The organism is Geodermatophilus sp. SMS 5-13, assembly GCF_059428245.1.
Genome location: NZ_CP165729.1, coordinates 2,709,814 through 2,727,954, shown reverse-complemented (window position 1 = coordinate 2,727,954; position 18,141 = coordinate 2,709,814). Strand labels below are relative to the sequence as shown.

The following is an 18,141-nucleotide window of genomic DNA, read 5'->3' as shown; positions in this document are numbered from 1 at the left end:
AGCCGAATCCACTGGCGAAACCTACCGAGAGCGGGCCGGGGTGGCTGTCACTTCAGCGCCCGCGGGTGGCTGCTGGCGTACACCTCGCGCAGCCGGTCGACGGTCACCAGCGTGTAGACCTGCGTGGTCGTCACCGAGGCGTGCCCGAGCAGCTCCTGGACGACGCGCACGTCCGCGCCGCCGTCGAGCAGGTGGGTGGCGAAGGAGTGCCGCAGCGTGTGCGGCGACACCTCCGCCGTGAGACCGGCCCGCTCGGCCGCCGTCCGCAGGATCGACCAGGCGCTCTGCCGCGACAGCGGCCCGCCGCGCACGTTGAGGAACAGCGCTCCCCCGCGCACCCCGCCCCGGCCTGCGGCGGCCAGCGCCGGCCGGGCCCGCACCAGGTAGTCCTCCACGGCCTTGAGCGCGTAGGACCCCACGGGGACGACGCGCTCCTTGCCGCCCTTGCCGGCCAGCCGGACGGCGGCCTGCCCGCGGTCGAGGTCGTCGACCGCGAGGCCGACCGCCTCCGAGATGCGCGCGCCCGTGCCGTAGAGCAGCTCGAGCAGCGCCCGGTCGCGCAGGCCGCGCGGGCCCTCCAGCGAGCCCGCGGCCTCGATCAGCGCCACCACCGACTCCACCGGGATCGCCTTGGGCAGCCGCCGCGCCGGAGTCGGCGGGCGCACCTCGTGGGCGACGTCGTCGGGCACCAGCCCGTCGAGCAGCGCGAAGCGGTGCAGCCCGCGGACAGCGACCACCGCGCGAGCGGCCGAGGTCGTCGACAGCGGCTGGTGGTCGTCGTCCCCCCGGCGCAGCGCGGCCAGGAAGCCGGCGACGTCGGCCTCGGTGATCTCCCGCAGCCCGGTCACGCCGGCCGCGGCGAGGTACTCGGTGTAGCGCCGCAGATCGCGGCGGTAGGAGGCGATGCTGTTGGCCGCGAGCCCGCGCTCGACGGTGAGGTGGTCCAGGTAGCCGGTGACGACCCGCTCGATCGGCGAGGTCTCGGCGGCGGTGGCGGTCAGACGAGCACCTCCTCCCACGGGACGGCGGTCATCCCGTGCGCCTCGGCCACCTCGGGCAGCACGACCTGCCCGGCGACGACGTTCACCCCGTGCGCCAGGTCGGCGTGCGCGCGCACCGCGGCCGCCGTCCCCTCGCTGGCCAGGGCCATGACGTAGGGCAGCGTCACGTTCGTCAGCGCGTGCGTCGAGGTGTTGGGGACGGCGCCGGGCATGTTCGCGACGCAGTAGAAGACCGACTGGTGCACCCGGAACGTCGGGTCGTCGTGCGTGGTGGGCCGGGTGTCCTCGAAGCAGCCGCCCTGGTCGACGGCGATGTCGACCAGCACCGAGCCCGGCTTCATGCGGCTGACCAGCTCGTTGCTGATCAGCGTCGGGGCCTTGGCACCCGGCACCAGCACGGCGCCGATCACCAGGTCGGCGTCGATCACCGCCCGCTCCACCTCGTAGGCGTTGGAGGTGACCGTCTGCAGGTGTCCCTGGTAGATGCGGTCGGCGGCGCGCAGCTTGTCGACGTCCTTGTCCAGGACGATCACCTCGGCCTGCATGCCGAGCGCGATCGCGGCGGCGTTCATCCCGGAGACGCCGGCGCCGATGACGACGACCTTGGCCGCGTAGACGCCGGAGACGCCGCCGAGCAGCACGCCGCGGCCGCCGTGGGCACGCTCGAGCGAGTGTGCGCCCACCTGCGGCGCCATCCGGCCGGCGACCTCGGACATCGGGGCCAGGAGCGGCAGCGCGCCGCTGGGGCTCTGCACCGTCTCGTAGGCGATCGCGGTGGTGCCCGAGGTGGTCAGCGCGTCGGTGCACTCCTTCGACGCGGCCAGGTGCAGGTAGGTGAACAGCGTCTGCCCGGCGCGCAGCCGGTGGTACTCCTCGGCGACCGGCTCCTTGACCTTGAGCAGCAGGTCGGCGTCGGCCCACACGTCGTCGGCGGACGGGACGATCCGCGCGCCCGCCGCGACGTAGTCGGCGTCCGGGATGGACGAGCCGTCGCCCGCGGCCCGCTCGACGAGCACCTCGTGTCCGGCGCGGACCAGCTCGGTCACCCCGGCAGGGGTGAGCGCGACCCGGTACTCCCGGTTCTTGACCTCTCGGGGGACCCCGACCCGCATGTCGACTCCTTCGTCATGGTGCGGATCGCCCCGCCCGAGGGTGACGGTTGGGACCTACCGCGTCCGAGGTGTCCCGGTCGGAGACGGCCTCGGCCGGAGTCTAGGTGCGCGGGGCCCCGGTTCCCGCGTACCCGGCCGGGGCACTTCCCCCGAGATGGTCACCCAGCCGGCCCGGAGGACGTCGATGCGCCTGTACGCCCAACGCCCGGATCTGCGGCTGCGCCAGGTCCTCGCCGACGCCGGGGTCGTGGCGTGGACCGTGCTGTGGGTCCTGGTGGCGCGCGCGGTGCACGGGGCGGTCCTCGTGCTGGCCGAGCCCGGGCGGGCGGTGGAGGACCTCGGCGGCTCGGTCGCCCGGAACATGGCGTCGGCCGCCGAGACCGCCGACCGCGTGCCGGTGGCCGGCGATGCGCTGGCCCGGCCGTTCGAGGCGCTGGGCGACGCCGGCAGCTCGGTGCGCGGCGCGGGCCAGGCCGCCCAGGACGCCGTCGGCACGCTGGCGATGCTGCTGGCCGTCGTCCTCGTGCTGCTGCCGGTGGGCTGGCTGCTGGTGCGGTGGCTGCCCGGGCGGTTGCGCTACGCGCGGGAGGCGGGCGCGGCCGCCCGGCTGCTGCGCGGCACGCCGGACCTCGAGCTGCTCGCCGCCCGCGCCCTGGCCACCGCACCGCTCCCCCGGCTGGCCGCCCTCCCGGCCGGCACCGGCGCGGCGTGGCGGGAGGGCGACCCGGCCGCGGTGCGCGCCCTCGCCGCGCTCGAGCTCGGCCGCCTCGGCCTGCGCCTGCCGGACCGGGAGCGCGCCGCCACGATCAGCTGATCCGATCCCAGCGCGTCCTGGCTCACGGTGGGACGTGAGCCAGGACGCGCTACGGCGAGCCAGGACGGCGGGCGGGCTACTCCGCGTCGGCCGGGCGCAGCTGGACGCCGCCCGCCCGCGCCTGTGCGGCCGCGAGCAGCCCGATCACCGCCGAACCGTTGCGGATGCCGCCGTCGAACACCCGCCGGACCGCCTCGTCGAGCGGCACCCGCTCGATGATCATGTCCAGCTCCTCGTGCTCGACGGTGAACCCCTCCGGCCGCTCGGCCTCCGAGAGGCCCTCGGCCAGGTAGATCAGCACCTGCTCGTTGCAGAACCCCGGCGTGCTGAAGGAGTTGACCAGCAGCGACCACCGCTCGGCGGCCAGCCCGGCCTCCTCCGCGAGCTCTCGCTTCGCCGTCTCCAGCGGCGGCTCGCCGTCGGCGTCGCGCAGCCCGGCGGGCAGCTCCCACAGGTAGCCGCCGACCGGGTGCCGGTACTGCCGCACCAGCACGACCCGGCCCTCGTCGTCGACCGCCGCGACGCACACCGCGCCGATGTGCCGCACCACCTCGCGGACGCTGTCGCCGCCCCCGGGCATGGTGACGGTGTCCTTGACCAGCGTGATGATCCGGCCCTCGTGCACCGTCTCGGTCTTGAGGACCTCGTACTCCCCCGGCCGTGCCGGTTCCACCATCAGATGCCGACCTTCTCGGCCTCGTCGTCCGGCACCGGCAGCCGCGCCGACTCGCAGTAGTCGATCGCCGCGCGCACGAACGCCCGGAACAGCGGGTGCGGCCGGGTCGGCCGGCTCTTCAGCTCCGGGTGGGCCTGGGTGCCGACGAAGAACGGGTGCACCTCGCGCGGCAGCTCGGCGAACTCGACCAGCAGCCCCTCCGGCGAGGTGCCGGAGAAGACCAGGCCGGCCTCCTGCAGCCGGTCGCGGTAGTCGTTGTTGACCTCGTAGCGGTGCCGGTGCCGCTCGGTGATGTCGGTGGACCCGTAGGCCTCCGCGGCGACCGAGCCCTTCTGCAGCGCGGCCGGGTAGCTGCCCAGCCGCATCGTGCCGCCCATGTCTCGCTCGCCGGCGACGACGTCCACCTGGCTGGCCATCGTGGCGATGACGGCGTCCGGGGTGTCGGGGTCGAACTCGGCGGAGTTGGCCTTCTCCAGCCCGGCCACGTTGCGCGCGTACTCGATGACCATGCACTGCAGGCCCAGGCAGAGCCCGAGGGTCGGGATGCCGTTGATCCGCGTGTGGCGGATCGCGCCCAGCTTGCCCTCGATGCCGCGGACGCCGAAGCCGCCCGGGACGCAGACGCCGTCCACCCCGGCCAGCGCCTTCTCCGCGCCCTCGGGGGTCTGGCAGTCGTCGGAGGGCACCCAGCGGATCTCCACCCGGTTGCGGTGGGCGAACCCGCCGGCGCGCAGCGCCTCGGTCACCGACAGGTAGGCGTCGGGCAGGTCGATGTACTTGCCGACCAGCGCGATGGTGATCGTCTGCTTGGGCTTGTGCACCCGGTCGAGCAGGTCGCCCCACACGGTCCAGTCGACGTCCCGGAACGGCAGGCCGAGCCGGCGGACGACGTAGGCGTCCAGGCCCTCCCGGTGCAGCACCTTGGGGATGTCGTAGATCGACGGGGCGTCGGCGCAGGAGATGACGCCCTCGGCCTCGACGTCGCACATCAGGCTGATCTTGCGCTTGAGGTTGTCGCCGATCTCCCGGTCGGAGCGGCAGACCAGGGCGTCGGGCTGGATGCCGATGCTGCGCAGCGCGGCCACCGAGTGCTGGGTCGGCTTGGTCTTCAGCTCACCGGACGGCGCGATGTAGGGCACCAGCGAGATGTGCAGGAAGAAGCAGTTGTCGCGGCCGATCTCGTGCCGCACCTGGCGGGCGGCCTCGAGGAAGGGCAGCGACTCGATGTCGCCGACCGTGCCGCCGATCTCGGTGATGACGACGTCGACCCGCTCGGCCGACTCCGCGCCGGCGAGGATCCGCGCCTTGATCTCGTTGGTGATGTGCGGGATGACCTGCACGGTGTCGCCGAGGTACTCGCCGCGCCGCTCCTTGGCGATCACGTCCGAGTAGACCTGGCCGGTCGTGACGTTGGCCTGGCCCGACAGGTCGGTGTCGAGGAACCGCTCGTAGTGCCCGATGTCCAGGTCGGTCTCGGCGCCGTCCTCGGTGACGAAGACCTCGCCGTGCTGGAACGGGTTCATCGTCCCGGGGTCGACGTTGAGGTAGGGGTCCAGCTTCTGCATCGTGACCCGGAGGCCACGGCTGGACAGCAGGGCGCCGAGCGAGCTGGCGGTCAGCCCCTTGCCGAGTGAGGACACAACACCGCCGGTGACGAAGACGAACTTCGTCGGCTGGGAGTTGTGCAGGAGCCCGTAGTCACGCATTCCATGCGGTCGATCCACGGGAGACCACCGTAACACGGTCGCCCGCCTCGACCCCCTCGGCCGAGGGAGTGCCGTCGGTCTCGTGCGGCGCCGCCGCGAGCCACACCAGCAGCGGCACGAGCAGCGCGGCGGCGGTGGCCGGGACGGCGACCCCGGAGTCGTTGACCGCCGCGCCCAGGGTCAGGCTCAGCGCGACCGCCAGCAGCCCCGACTTCAGCGCGGCGGCGTCGTCCCGCGGCAGCCCGGACCGCCCGTCGCGCAGCAGGCCGCCGGGGCGGACCAGCCACCAGGCCGCCACCAGCGCCACCGGGAGCATCCACGCCAGCGAGCTGCCGAGCAGGATGTCCAGGTTCGCCTGGGCCTTGCGGCTGACCACCGTCCACGCCTCGCCGGTGAGCAGCTGCTCGACGAACCGGCCGAGGTGCGTGCGCTCGTCGGACGGCCGCAGCCAGTCGAGGAACGCGACCGCGCCCACCGCCACGACCGCCGCGCCGAGGATCGCCGCCAGCCGGGCCACGGTCACCCGGGTGCGGGTGAGCAGCATCGCCAGCAGCAGGAACCCGGGCACCGAGGCCAGCACCCCGCCGAAGTCGCGGCCCAGTTGCGGCGCGCCGATCAGCCCGACGACGACGACCATGCAGGCCAGCACCGTGCCGGCGACCGCGAGGCGGGCCCGCTCCGGCCGCGCCCGGCGCCCGACCGCGGTGGCCAGCGCCGCCGTGCTCAGCAGCGCGGTGGTCGAGAGCAGCCCGAAGGTGAGGTTGCCGAAGCCGGTGAACCTGCCGGCGACGATCGAGTCGTACCCCAGCAGCCCGTTCTGCTCGAGGTTCGAGCCGGTCAGGACGTCGCCGACGAGCGTGGCCAGGGTGACCAGGGCGACCGCCAGGGCCGGGTCGGACGGCCGGCGGCGCCACGGGCCCAGGGAGGCGGCCGCGACCACGAGCAGGTCGGCGGCGAGCACCGCTCCCACCAGCGCCCAGCGCGGCGCCCCCGCCCGTTCCCACGGGGCGAGCTCGGCGAGGTACGTCGCGACGGGCAGCGCCGCGACCCCGAGGGCCAGGCCGCGCAGCGCCCGCCGCGGGCCGGCGCCGGTCGGCGCGACCGCCCGGCGGAAGCGGCCGAGCCGCCAGCCGCCGAGCAGCGCCAGCCCGAGGCCCACGAGGACGGCGTTCACCGCCACCAGGCACCAGAAGAAGGCGCTGGTGCTGCGGTAGTGCACGCTCGCGGCGGTGTTCATCCGCTCCAGCTGGGCCACGGCCTCGGCCAGGCCCGGCCGCTCCCCCGTCGCCTGCATCGGCTCGCCGTTCATCGACGCCGGCCGGTCCAGGCCCAGGGCCCGCAGCGCGGTCGGGGCGACGTCGATGAGCTGGACGTACGGCGTCCGGCCGGTGCTGGCCGAGGTCAGCCAGGTGCCGGCGGCGAAGCCGGGACCCGACGCCATCACGACGTGCAGCTGCGGCCGGCCGTCGTTGACCTCCGAGACCCCCACGACGAGCACGAGCGTCGGATCGGGCAGGGCCTCCGCCGCGGCCCGCAGCTGCCCCACCGCGGCGTCGACGACGCCGAGGGCCGCCTCGCGGGAACCGGGGTCGGTGCCGGTGTCGGTGGTCTCCACACCCGGCCGGCCCGCGTCGGTGAGGTCGTCGAGGCTGACCAGGGTGAGCGGGCACGCGGTCAGCAGCTCACCGGCCGCAGCGGGGTCGGCGGGCAGCTCGTCGGTGCTGGCGAGCCGGACGTCGGGCCGGGCGACGGCCACGGTGGCGGCGCGGCCCACCACGGAGGCGCAGCCGACCTGCTCGCCGAGCGCCCCGGGCTCCGCGCCGAAGCGGGCGGTCGCCGCGTCCTCGGCGATCCGCCCGACGGTCGCCACCGGCTCGGCGAGGCCCACGCTGGCGACCTGCTCCTGCAGGCCGCAGTGCGACAGGGAGGCGTCCACCGGCGGCTCGGGGGACGGCGCACCGGAGGACGGCGGCGCCCCGTTGGGGTCGTCCGGCAGCGGCACCGTCGGCAGCGGCACCGGCGGGATCTGCTCGTCGGCGCCGGGGAACCGGGCCCGGTTGCCGGCGCCGAGGGTGGCCCAGCCGTCGAGCAGGCAGCTGGTGCCGCGCGCGGCCCGCACCGACAGCGCCCCGATCGACGACTCGCCGGCCAGGTCCCACAGCTGCGGCGTGGTCTCCGGCCCGACGTCGTCCCACACCAGCCCGGGCACCCCGATGACGAGGACGCGGGACGCGGCGTAGGGGTCGGATGCGCCGTCCGCCGCGCCGGCGGGCGCGACCAGCGTCAGCAGGGTCGCGAGCACGACGGCCAGGACAGCGGCGCACCGGGCCCTCACGGCAGCCCGTCCTCCGGATCGCCCAGCAGCTCCCGGTACACCGCGACCACCTGGCGGGCGGTGGCCGCCTCGTCGGGCCAGGTCGCCGCCTGCCGCGGGCCGGCCGCGGCGAGCTGCTCCGCCCGCGCCGGGTCGGTGAGCACTGTGACGACGGCGTCGGCGAGGGCGGCGGCGTCCCCCACGGGCACGAACTCGGCGGCCGTGCCGAACAGCTCCGGCATGCCGCCGGCCCGGGTCGCGACCAGCGGCGTCCCCGCCCGCAGCGCCTCCTGCCCGGTGAACGGGCTGCCCTCCCAGCGCGACGGCAGCACGCACAGGTCGGCCGCGGCCAGCAGGTCGGCGACGTCGTCCCGGCGGCCGAGCAGCCGGACCGGCAGGCCCTCGGCGGCGACCCGGGCCGCGAGCTGCTCCTGCAGCGGCCCGTCACCGGCGATCGCGACCAGCGGGTCGACCCGGCCGGACCACCGGGCGACGGCGTCGAGCAGCACGTCGTAACCCTTCTGCGGGTGCAGCCGGCCGATCGCGACGACCAGCGGCCGGGCACCCTCGACGCCGAGCTCGGCGCGCACCTCGTCGCGCGGGCGCTGCGCGGGCGGCCGCGGCGGCGCGATCGCCGGGGCCAGGCGGACGTCGCGGGCGCCCAGCCGGCGGGCGTTGGCCGCGAGGTCGCCGGAGACGGCCAGCACCAGGTCGGCGGCGCGGACCGTCACGCCCTCCAGCCGGCGCAGCAGCGCCTGCTTCGGTCCGGCGCCGTCCTGCAGCGCGTTGTGCAGCGTCAGCACGAGCGGGCGCCGCCGCCGGTCGAGCCGGCGCGCCGCGGCCGCGACCAGGCCGGCGCGCAGGCCGTGGGCGTGCACCAGGTCCGCGCCGGCGGTGGCCCGCCGCAGCTCGGCGACGGCGCGGGCGTCGGCGACCGGCGCCAGCCCCGCCGAGATGCCGACCGGACGGAAGTCCGCCCCGGCGGCGCTGAACCCGAACAGCTCCTCGGTGGCCGGGGCGCCGGACACGGTCACCTCGGCGCCGGCCGCGGTCAGCGCGGGGACGACGGCACGCACGTGGGAGCCGACGCCGCCGGCGCTGGTGGCCAGGACCTCCGCGATGGCGCGGCCCGAGAGGGGTGACCGCTCAGCCACCGTGCACCTCCTGCCGACCCGACGCGCGCAGCCCGCGCACCGCCGCGGTCAGCGGCCTGCGCGCGCTACCCATGATGACCGCCCCGAAGACGACCGCCACCACCGCGGCGACCGCGACGCCGGCGCCCACCGCCGCCAGCGCGCCGCCCGACGGCACCGGGTCGACGCCGAGCAGCCGCGCGACCAGCAGGCCCGCGGCCGCGCCCAGGGCCGCCGCCAGCAGGGCCGGGATCCCTACCCGGAGCACGCCGGCCAGCGCGGGGCGCCCGGCGACCCGGCCGACGACGGCCAGCAGCGCGAGCCCGGCCACGGTCACGCCGAGGCTGTGCCCGGCGCCGAGGGCCAGGCCGCGGTCGCGCGCGGGCAGGCTGCCGGCGAGCACGACGTCGGCGACGACGGCGAGCAGCCAGCCGCCCACGACGCACACCGTCGGGGCCTTCCACAGCCCGCGGGCGTAGAGGGCGCGGGTGAGCAGCGCGACCAGCCCGTAGCCGATCAGGCCCGGGGCGAACGCGATGATGGTGTCCCGCAGCGCGGCCACGTCGGCGTCGGAGCCGGTGGCCAGGAAGACCCGCGCCATCGGCCCGGCCACCGCCACCAGGACCGCGGCGGCGGCGGCGGTGCCCACGAGGACCAGCACGGCGACCGGCGCCAGCGACCGGTGGTAGCCCTCCTCGTCGCCGAGCTCGGCGGACTCGGCCAGCCCCGGGTAGGCCGACGTGGCCAGCGGCACGGCCAGCGCCGCCCACGGGACGAGGAAGACGGTCAGCCCCGCGGCGTAGACGACCTGGGTCCCGTCGGGGGCGCCGGAGTTGGCCAGCCGGATCGCGACCGCGGCCACCAGCTGCTGCCCGGCGAGGGTGAGCACCCCGGCGAGAGCCAGCCGGCGGACCCGCGGCGCCGCCCCGACCGGGAAGCGCAGCGACGGGCGCAGGCCCAGCCGCAGCCGCCGCACCGGCACGAGCAGGCTCAGGCTCAGCGCGACCACGCCGAGCGTCGTCCCGACGCCGAGCACCAGCTCCGCCGGGGTGGACAGGCCCTCGACGTCCCGGCTGCCGCCCAGGCCGGCGAAGACCAGGTAGGCGGTGGCGACGACGACGCTGGACAGCAGCGGCGCCAGCGCCGGGGCGGCGAAGCGGCGGTGCGCCTGCAGGACGCCGGCGAGCACGATGCCGATGCCGTAGAGCACCACCTGCGGGGCGAAGACGAGCAGGAACCGCGCGGCGAGGGCCACCTTCGGGTTGTCGCCGTCCGCCCCGAGCAGCAGCCGGGCGATCGGCTCGGCGAGCACGGCGACCAGCACGGCCAGCGGGGTGAGGACCAGCAGCGCCCAGCCGAGCAGCGCCGACGCCGTCCGCCGCACCTGCTCGGCGTTCCCGGCGGCGATGCCGCCGGCCAGCATCGGGACGACGAGGCCGGCCAGCGCGCCGCCGGCGACCACCTCGAAGACGATGTTGGGGACGTTGTTCGCGGCGGTGTAGGTGTCGCCGGTGCTGTCGGCGCCGACCGCGTTGGTGAAGACCAGCGTGCGGCCGAAGCCGGCCAGCCGGGCCAGGACCGTGAGGACGGCGATGAGCGCCGCGGCGCCCGCGACCCCCTGCGCGACCCGCCGGGTGGTCACGGTCTCCGGCCGAGCCGGTCCAGCTCCCGCAGCCCGGGCGTGGCCTCGATGACCTTCGTGAAGCTGACCTTCTCGCTGGCCAGGGTCAGGGCGGTGATCGCGGCCAGCAGCGCCGCGCGGGACCCGCGGCCGCCGAGCTCGGCCAGCCGCAGGCCGACCAGCGCGCCGAGGGCGTTGGCGCCGCAGTCGCCGAGCATGACCCGCTCGCCGAGGTCCTCGGGCAGCACGGCCACGGTCGCGCCGAGCGGCCCGGCGACCAGCCCGCCGGCCGGCCCGCCGAGCGTGGCGGCCGCGGCGATCGCCCCGGCCTTGCCGGCCCGGCCCGGCCGCAGGTCGAGCAGGTTGAGCAGGTTCGCCGTCCCGGCGACCAGCCCGGTCGTGAGGACGACGTCGACGAGCCCGCGGTCCCGCCGGGTGAGCAGCGCGGCGACCGCGGCCGCGCCGCCGATGCCGGCGACCTTGACCGCGCCGGCGGAGACGCGCCCGGCGCGCAGCGCCCGCAGGTGCCCGGCCAGGCCCTTGTCGCCGGCCTGCTCGGGACGCGCGCCGGCCAGGTCGTCGTAGCCGCCGACCAACCCGGCGACGCCGCCGACGACCGCGGCGGCCGTCCGGGAGCCGGCCGGCGCGCCCAGCACCGCGGTGACCGTGGCCGAGGCGGCCAGGGCCGGCCCGCCGAGCAGCGTGACCGGGCGCCCGGCGTAGTTGGTGCGCCGCCACGCGGCGCCGGCCGGGCGTGCGGTGAGGGCCGCCGCGCCGGCCAGGGCGGCGCGCGCGGCGACCGCGCCGCCGAGGGCGAGCAGCGGGCGGCTCACTGGGTGGCGGCCGGGACCGGCGGCACCGGCTGGGTGTCCTCCCCGGTGCCGTACTTGCCCGAGGTGCCCTCCCCCTCCCGGCCGAGGGCGAGGACGGTGCTGATCTGCCCGGAGATGGTGTCGACGTTGTCGACGGTCGAGACGGCCGCGGACGTGGTCGGGTCGCCGCGCAGCACGCCGATCAGGCCGGTGTCGTCGGCGGCGGTCGTGTCGCCGGAGACGACCGCGCCGGAGCCGGCCGCGTCCAGGGCGGCGGCGAGCTGGGCCAGCGTGGTGTTGCGCTGGTCGGCGTCGTCGCCCTGGAAGCCGCCCGCGGTGAGCAGCACGGCGTAGTTGGCCGGGGTGACCGACGCGGTGTCCTGGGCGAGGACGTCGAGCGCCGAGAGCCCAGCGAGCACCGAGGAGAGGTCGGCGGTGTTGGGGGCCGGCGCGCCCTTCGGGACCATCAGCACCTGCGCCAGCAGCGCGGCCACGAGCTGCCCGGCGTCCCCGCTCTCCGGCAGCTGCACGCCGGCCGGCAGGCCGGTGCCGGTCACGTAGCTCTCCAGGGCCGAGGCGCTGGACGGGTCGCTGAACTCCGGCTGCAGCCGCAGCGTGCCGGTGACCGTGCCGCCGGCCTGGCCGATGAGGGCGGTGACCTCCTCGACGGTGTCGGTGGAGACCTGGTCGTTGGTGACCACCAGGACGACGCTGCTGCCGGCCAGGGCGCCGTCGACCAGCGCCGGGGCGACGGCGGCCTCGAAGGCGTTGCTGGTCTCCTGCTGGGCCTGCACCTGCTGGGTGGTGTCCTCGAGGTCGCGCTTGTCCTGCTCGAGGGCTGAGACCTGGCCGCGCAGGTCGTCGAGGATCGGGCCGTTGAGCTGGGTCGTGCCGATGACGATGCCCAGCGCGATCGCGAGGAACACCGCGATCAGCGAGACCAGGTGGTAGCGGAAGTCGATCACGAGAAGAGGTTCTCCAGCCAGAACACGAAGCTGTTCCATTGGTCGACCAGCAGGTCGAGGTAGACGCGGCCGGCCGAGGACACCCACAGGGCCGACCCGATGGCGATGAAGGCGGCCAGCACCAGCACGACCAGCGCCGCGGTCGAGATGCGGCTGCGGTAGAGCCGGCTCACGCCCTTCGCGTCGACGAGCTTGCCGCCCAGCCGCAGCCGGGTGAGGAAGGTCGAGGCCATGCCGCCGCGGCCCTTGTCGAGGAACTCGACCAGCGTGGCGTGGGTGCCGACGGCGACGATGAGCTTGGCGCCCTTCTCGTCGGCCAGCAGCATCGCGATGTCCTCGCTGGTGGCCGCGGCCGGGAAGGTGATCGCGTCCACGCCGAGGTCCTGGACCCGCGCCAGGCCGGGCGCGCGGCCGTCGGCGTAGGCGTGCACGACCACCTCGGCGCCGCAGCGCAGCACGTCGTCGCTGACCGAGTCCATGTCGCCGATGATCATGTCCGGCTGGTAGCCGGCCTCCCGGAGCGCGTCGGCGCCGCCGTCGACGCCGATGAGCACCGGCCGGTAGTCGCGGATGTAGGACCGCAGCGCCGCGAGGTCCTCCTTGTAGTCGTAGCCGCGGACGACGACCAGCACGTGCCGGCCCTCGATCTGCGTCTCGACGTCGGGGACGCCCACGCCGTCGAGCAGGAGCGCGCGCTCCCGCTTCATGTACTCCATCGTGTTGGCGGCGAAGGCCTCCAGCTGGGTGGACAGCCCCGCCTTCGCCTCGGCCATCGCCTGGGCCACCGACTCGGCGTCCTGCACGGCGCCCTCGGCGACGACCTCGCCGTCCTCGGTGTGCAGCTTGCTGCCGTCGAGGCGGACCCGGCCGCCCTCCTTCAGCTTGCTGAACACCTCCTTGCCGACGTCGTCGAGCAGGGGGATGCCGGCGGAGACGAGGATCTCCGGGCCCAGGTTCGGATAGCGGCCGGAGATGCTGGGCGCGGCGTTGACCACGGCGGCCACCCGGCAGGCGACGAGCGAGTCGGCGCTGACCCGGTCGATGTCCTGGTGGTCGATCACCGCGATGTCGCCGGGCCGCAGCCGCTTGGTGAGGTTCTTCGTGCGACGGTCCAGGCGGACGGTCCCCGACACGCCGGGCGCCGTGTCCTGGGCCCGACTGCGTCGCAGGGTGCCGATGCGCATGACCTTCATGCTGTCACGCGCGCCGCGGGCTCCCGTCGTCCGACGCGCACGCTCGGCCGATGCGCCACCGCGATCCACCAGTTACGCACCGTGCGCGACACCACGCGAGCGCGACACGCCAGCCGTCCTGCTTCCGCCGGACCGTTACCGAACTGTGTCTAGCGTGACGCCTGTGATTGGTGGGACGTCGGCCGTGAGCCCAGCAGCGACCGTCCCCGGCCCGCGGGCCGACGGAGCGCCGCCCGAGCTGGAGGCGGTGGTCCGTGCGGTCCCGGACGAGCTCCGGCGCGCCGACCAGGGCGTTGCCGGCGACATCCCGGAGGAGGCGGCCCCTGACCCGGCCGCGACGGGAGCACCGGACGGCGCCCTGCCGCTCGACGGCACGGCGCCCGAGGGCGTGTCCGCCCCCCGCGGCAGGCGGAGACTGCGGGGGGCGGGCATCCGGGAGCGGCGGCGTCAGCAGACCCGGGCACGGATCGTCGACGCCGCCGCGGAGCTGTTCGCCGAGCGCGGCTTCGACGCGGTCAGTGTGGTGGAGATCGCACAGCGGGCCGGCGTCGTCGAGAAGACGGTGTTCAACCACTTCCCGGTCAAGGAGGGGCTGGTCTTCGAGGCCGATCCCCCGATGCGGGCGGCGCTGCTGGACGCCGTCCGCTCCCGGCCGGCCGGCGAGTCGGTGGCGGCGGCCGCGGGCAGCTTCGTCGTCGCCGCGGTCAGCATGCTCGGGTCGCCGGAGGCGGCGGCCGGCGTGGCGGAGATGGCCAAGGTCATCCGCGGCAGCCGCACGCTGCAGGTCCGCGAGCGGGAGATCCTCGACGGGCTGACCACCGCGCTGGCGGAGCTGATCGCCGCGGAGACGCGAGCGGCGCCCGGTGCGCTGGAGCCGTGGCTGGCCGCGCACGCCGTCCTCGGGCTGTACGCCGCCCTGCTCGACCTGGCCAGGGACCGCGTGCTGGCCGGCGCCGGCGGACCGGAGCTGTCGGCGGAGCTGCGGGCCCGGGGCGAGCGCGGCCTGGCGCTGCTGCAGTTCGGCCTCGCCGGCTACGCGAAGCGCCGGTGAGCCGCCGCCGCGCACAGGCACTCCTCAGCCGGGGATCTGCAGTGCCCGCAGGAGCTGGGTGGCGCGGTCGCCGGGGATGTCGGGGTCCTGGGTGAACAGCGCGACGGCGACCATGTACTCGTCCTCGCCGGCCCAGCCGCGGCCGTCGGCGCAGATCCGGCGGATGTGCTCGCGCACCTTCGGCTCGCTGCTGTAGGGCCCGTAGTCCAGGCCCATCGCGAGAAAGTTGGCGACGCGGTAGCCGAGGTCGCCGGCCGTGGTGACGGTCCCGACCGGGTCGGCGTAGCTGGCGACGGCGACGACCACGTTCGGGTAGCCGGCCTTGAGCAGCTGCAGCACCAGGTCGTTGCCGTGCACGCCGCCCCACAGCTCGGGCATGAGGATGTCGCGGTCCGGCGCCGGGATGTAGGGCGGGTTGGCGATCACCGTGGACACCCGCGGAGCACCCGAGGAGTCGGCGGCGTCGAAGAAGTCGCCCAGCTCGACGGTGTACCGGTCGGCGACGCCGCGGGCGGCGATGTTGCGCCGCGCCCGCTCCACCGACTCGGGGCTGATGTCGTAGCCGGTGACCCGCAGCTCCGGCAACGACCGGACGACGTCGGCGACGGCCGCGGCGTCACCGGTGCCGAGCTCGACGACGCCGTCCTGCGCCCAGCCCAGCTGCCGCCGGTACTGCTCGAGCAGCATGCAGACCGAGAAGCCGTAGTGCGACGACTCGTCGGCCGAGGAGAAGCAGCTCACCGCGTCCGCCCCGCCGTCGTGCCGGCGGGATCGGAATGGCCGGGAATCACCTGGTCGCCGCTGCCCACGGGTCAGGCCTACCCGCAACGTCGCGGAAATACGCCGGACGTCACCCGGTCGTGCGCGGTGTTCCCGCGGACGTCACCCGCGCGCCTGCGCCGCGACGGCCAGGAGTTCCCGGGCGTGCGCCTGGCCGGTGTCGCTGTCGGCCAGCCCGGACAGCATCCGGGCGAGCTCGCGCACGCGGTCCTCCCCGTCGACGGCGCGGATGTCGGTGGCGGTCACCCCGGCGTCGGTGTCGGGCGACTTGTCGACGACGAGGTGCGTGTCGGCGAACGCGGCGACCTGCGCGAGGTGCGTGACGACGACGACCTGGTGGTCGCCCGCCAGCCGGGCCAGCCGCCGGCCGATCTCCCCCGCCGCCTGACCGCCCACCCCGGCGTCGACCTCGTCGAAGACCATGACCGGCACCGGGTCGGCGCCGGCGAAGACGACCTCGATCGCGAGCATGACCCGGGAGAGCTCGCCGCCGGAGGCGCCCTTGTGCACCGGCCGCGGCGGGGCGCCGGGGTGCGGGGCCAGCAGCAGGGCGACCTCGTCGAGCCCCTCCGGCCCCGGGTTCTCGGCGTCGGTGTCCACCGAGAAGGAGACGCGGGCGCTCTTCATCGCCAGCCCGGCCAGCTCCCGGCCGACCTCGGCGGCGAACCCCTCGGCGGCGGCGCGGCGTCCCTCGGACACCTGCCGGCCGAGCTCGGTGACCTCGGCGCGGGCGGCGTCCCGCTCGGCCGCCAGCTTCTCCAGCGCCTCGTCGGAGACGTCGAGCTCGGAGAGCCGGCCGCGGGCGTCCTCCGCCCAGGCGAGGACGCCGGCCAGCCCCTGCCCCGGATCGGCGTACTTGCGCACCAGCGCGGTGATCGCCGCCCGGCGGTCCAGGACCTCGGCCAGCCGGGCGGGGTCGGCCTCCAGGTCGGCGACGTAGCCGGCGAGCTGGACCGAGACCTCCGAGACGACGGCGACGGCGTCGGCGAGGTCCTGGGCGAGCATCACGAGGGCCGGGTCGTCGGCCCCGGCGAGCGCGCGCTCGGCGGTGGCCAGCGCCGCGGTGGCGTCCTGGGGGAACTCCCCTCCCCCGCCGAGGTCGCCGGTGACGTCGCCGACCAGGGCCAGCCGGGCCTCGTCGGCGGCGGCCCGCAGCGCGTCGGCGTCGGCCAGCCGCTTGGCCTGGGTGTCGAGGGCCTCGTCCTCCCCCGGCTCGGGGGCGACCTGCTCGATCTCCTCCAGGCCGTAGCGGAGCACGTCGGCGGCCTGCGCCAGCTCGCGGGCCTGGCCGCGACGCCGGTCGAGGTCGGCGGCGAGCTCCCGCCAGCGGGCGTAGGCCTCGCGGTAGCGGTCCAGCGCCGCCAGGTGCTCGGCGCCGGCGTAGCGGTCGAGCGCGCGCCGCTGCTCGGCCGGGCGGGACAGCCGCAGCTGGTCGGTCTGCCCGTGGACGGCGAGCAGCCCCTCCGACAGCTCCGAGACCAGGCCGACCGGGACGCTGCGGCCGCCGAGGTGCGCACGGGACCGCCCCTCGGCGCTGACCGTGCGGGCCAGGATCAGGCTGCCGTCGTCGTCCGGCTCGGCGCCGGCCTCGCTCGCCCGCTCCCACACCGGGGAGTCGGTCGGCAGGACCAGGCGGCCCTCGACGCCGGCCCGGCCGCCCGCGCGGACCCGGCCGGGGTCGGCGCGGCCGCCGAAGAGCAGGGTCAGGCCGGTCACCACCATCGTCTTGCCGGCACCGGTCTCCCCGGTGACGACGGTGAGGCCGCGGCCGAGCTCGAGGGTGGCGTCGTCGATGGAGCCCAGCCCGCGGATGCGCAGCTCGGTCAGCGCGCCGAGCCGCCGATCCGGCTGCGGCGCGACCGTTGACGTCGCCGGCTTACGCGTCGTCGTGCGCGACGGCACCGCTCACCTCCCCCGCGCCCGGAGCGCCACCCTCGCCGTCCCCGCCGGGGAACGGCCCGCTGACGATGTCGCGGGTCAGCACGTTGCGGGTCGGCGGCAGCTCGTGGCCCGGGCCCTGGTGGTGCTGGCGCGGCCGGGCGTCGCGGAAGCCGCGGACCGGCAGCCCGAACTTGGCCACCAGCCGGTCGCCGAAGCTCGCGGAGTGGACGCGGGCGATGCGCACCGGCCGGTCGGCCCGGCGGACGTCGACCCGGCCGCCCATGGGGACGTCGATCGCCCGCCGCCCGTCGGCGGAGACGCGCGCGGTGTTGCCGTCGGCCGGGACCGAGACGGTGAGCACCGAGTCCGGCGAGGTGACCAGCGGCCGGGCGAACAGGGCGTGCGCGTTGGTGGGCACCAGGAGCAGCGCCTCGACGTCCGGCCACACCACCGGGCCGCCCGCGGAGAACGCATAGGCGGTCGACCCGGTCGGGGTGGCGCACAGGACGCCGTCGCAGCCGAAGCTGGTCAGCGGCCGGCCGTCGATGGAGATGACGACGTCGAGGACCCGTGACCGCTCGGACTTCTCGATCGAGGCCTCGTTGAGCGCCCACGTGCCGCCGACGAGTCCGCCGTCGCCGTCGAACACGTCGACCTCGATGGCCAGCCGCCGCTCGACGGAGTACTCGCACCGCTCGATCGCGGTCAGGGTCTCCTCGACGGCCTCGGGCTCGGTCTCGGCGAGGAAGCCGACCCGGCCGAGATTGACGCCCATGAGCGCGGCGTGGGTGTAGCGGGCCAGCTCGGCGGCGCGCAGGAAGGTGCCGTCGCCGCCGAAGACCATGACGATCTCGGCGCCGCGGGCGGCCTCGGCGTCGGCGGGGACGATCTCGGCGCCCGCGATGTCCAGGGCCGGCGCCTCCTCCTCGAGCACCCGGACGGTGATGCCCGCCCGGGCCAGCCGGGCCGCGGACGTCTGCGCCAGCTCGACGATGTCGCGCCGGCCGGTGTGCACCGTGAGCAGCACGTGCCGCCCGCGGCCGGGGGTCCAGCCCCCTCCGCCGGTCTCAGCCACGTTGCCT

15 protein-coding genes are annotated in these 18,141 nt (G+C 76.1%); 2 read left to right on the top strand and 13 right to left on the bottom strand.

Going from position 1 to position 18,141, the window contains the following annotated elements; all coding sequences use genetic code 11:
* Positions 1-47 precede the first annotated feature (47 nt).
* Both xerD and ald read right to left on the bottom strand, forming a co-directional pair.
* The gene (gene xerD / locus AB3388_RS13280) at positions 48-1,019 is read right to left on the bottom strand and encodes a site-specific tyrosine recombinase XerD (protein WP_495411239.1); all 972 of its coding nucleotides are present in this window, start codon (positions 1,017-1,019) and stop codon (positions 48-50) included.
* Positions 998-2,113 carry an alanine dehydrogenase gene (ald, locus tag AB3388_RS13275; RefSeq protein ID WP_495411238.1) on the bottom strand — a complete coding sequence of 372 codons (1,116 nt, stop codon included), beginning with the start codon at positions 2,111-2,113 and terminating at the stop codon, positions 998-1,000. Before ald ends, xerD begins: the two co-directional genes overlap by 22 nt.
* A gap of 184 nt (positions 2,114-2,297) precedes the next feature.
* Between ald and AB3388_RS13270 the strand changes: the two genes are divergently transcribed.
* A complete protein-coding gene (locus AB3388_RS13270; protein ID WP_495411237.1) occupies positions 2,298-2,927 on the top strand; it encodes a hypothetical protein in 630 nt (209 codons plus the stop codon).
* A 76-nt stretch (positions 2,928-3,003) separates the two neighbouring features.
* Here the strand turns inward: AB3388_RS13270 and AB3388_RS13265 are convergent, their stop codons facing one another.
* The 8 genes from AB3388_RS13265 to steA are packed head-to-tail and all read right to left on the bottom strand — an operon-like array spanning position 3,004 to position 13,338.
* Complete coding sequence (locus AB3388_RS13265; protein WP_495411236.1) at positions 3,004-3,603, bottom strand: NUDIX domain-containing protein; 600 nt, start codon at positions 3,601-3,603, stop codon at positions 3,004-3,006.
* Positions 3,603-5,309: a CTP synthase gene (pyrG, locus tag AB3388_RS13260; RefSeq protein WP_495411235.1), complete on the bottom strand. Its 1,707-nt coding sequence runs from the start codon at positions 5,307-5,309 to the stop codon at positions 3,603-3,605. The genes AB3388_RS13265 and pyrG overlap by 1 nt, the downstream gene beginning before the upstream one ends.
* A complete protein-coding gene (locus AB3388_RS13255; RefSeq protein ID WP_495411234.1) occupies positions 5,302-7,611 on the bottom strand; it encodes a hypothetical protein in 2,310 nt (769 codons plus the stop codon). The genes pyrG and AB3388_RS13255 overlap by 8 nt, the downstream gene beginning before the upstream one ends.
* A gap of 29 nt (positions 7,612-7,640) precedes the next feature.
* Positions 7,641-8,777, bottom strand: coding sequence for a glycosyltransferase family 4 protein (locus AB3388_RS13250; protein WP_495411233.1), 1,137 nt, complete (start codon positions 8,775-8,777; stop codon positions 7,641-7,643).
* On the bottom strand, positions 8,770-10,398 hold the full coding sequence (murJ, locus tag AB3388_RS13245) for a murein biosynthesis integral membrane protein MurJ (protein WP_495411232.1): 1,629 nt from the start codon (positions 10,396-10,398) through the stop codon (positions 8,770-8,772). The genes AB3388_RS13250 and murJ overlap by 8 nt, the downstream gene beginning before the upstream one ends.
* Positions 10,395-11,210, bottom strand: a complete 816-nt coding sequence (locus AB3388_RS13240) for a hypothetical protein (RefSeq protein ID WP_495411231.1) — start codon at positions 11,208-11,210, stop codon at positions 10,395-10,397. Before AB3388_RS13240 ends, murJ begins: the two co-directional genes overlap by 4 nt.
* Complete coding sequence (locus tag AB3388_RS13235) at positions 11,207-12,154, bottom strand: copper transporter (RefSeq protein ID WP_495411230.1); 948 nt, start codon at positions 12,152-12,154, stop codon at positions 11,207-11,209. Before AB3388_RS13235 ends, AB3388_RS13240 begins: the two co-directional genes overlap by 4 nt.
* Positions 12,151-13,338, bottom strand: a complete 1,188-nt coding sequence (gene steA / locus AB3388_RS13230; RefSeq protein ID WP_495411229.1) for a putative cytokinetic ring protein SteA — start codon at positions 13,336-13,338, stop codon at positions 12,151-12,153. Before steA ends, AB3388_RS13235 begins: the two co-directional genes overlap by 4 nt.
* A 193-nt stretch (positions 13,339-13,531) precedes the next feature.
* On the opposite strand from steA, the gene AB3388_RS13225 reads away from it, so the two are divergent.
* On the top strand, positions 13,532-14,398 hold the full coding sequence (locus AB3388_RS13225) for a TetR/AcrR family transcriptional regulator (protein WP_495411228.1): 867 nt from the start codon (positions 13,532-13,534) through the stop codon (positions 14,396-14,398).
* Positions 14,399-14,422: 24 nt separating this feature from the next.
* Here AB3388_RS13225 and AB3388_RS13220 read toward each other — a convergent pair whose 3' ends face one another.
* The 3 genes from AB3388_RS13220 to AB3388_RS13210 form a co-directional block, all read right to left on the bottom strand.
* Positions 14,423-15,139, bottom strand: coding sequence for a methyltransferase domain-containing protein (locus AB3388_RS13220; protein WP_495411227.1), 717 nt, complete (start codon positions 15,137-15,139; stop codon positions 14,423-14,425).
* 141 nt (positions 15,140-15,280) lie between these two features.
* Positions 15,281-17,080 carry a DNA repair protein RecN gene (recN, locus tag AB3388_RS13215; RefSeq protein ID WP_495411226.1) on the bottom strand — a complete coding sequence of 600 codons (1,800 nt, stop codon included), beginning with the start codon at positions 17,078-17,080 and terminating at the stop codon, positions 15,281-15,283.
* Entirely contained in the window at positions 17,055-18,134 is a 1,080-nt protein-coding gene (locus tag AB3388_RS13210) for an NAD kinase (RefSeq protein ID WP_495411225.1), read from the bottom strand. The genes recN and AB3388_RS13210 overlap by 26 nt, the downstream gene beginning before the upstream one ends.
* Positions 18,135-18,141 lie beyond the last annotated feature (7 nt).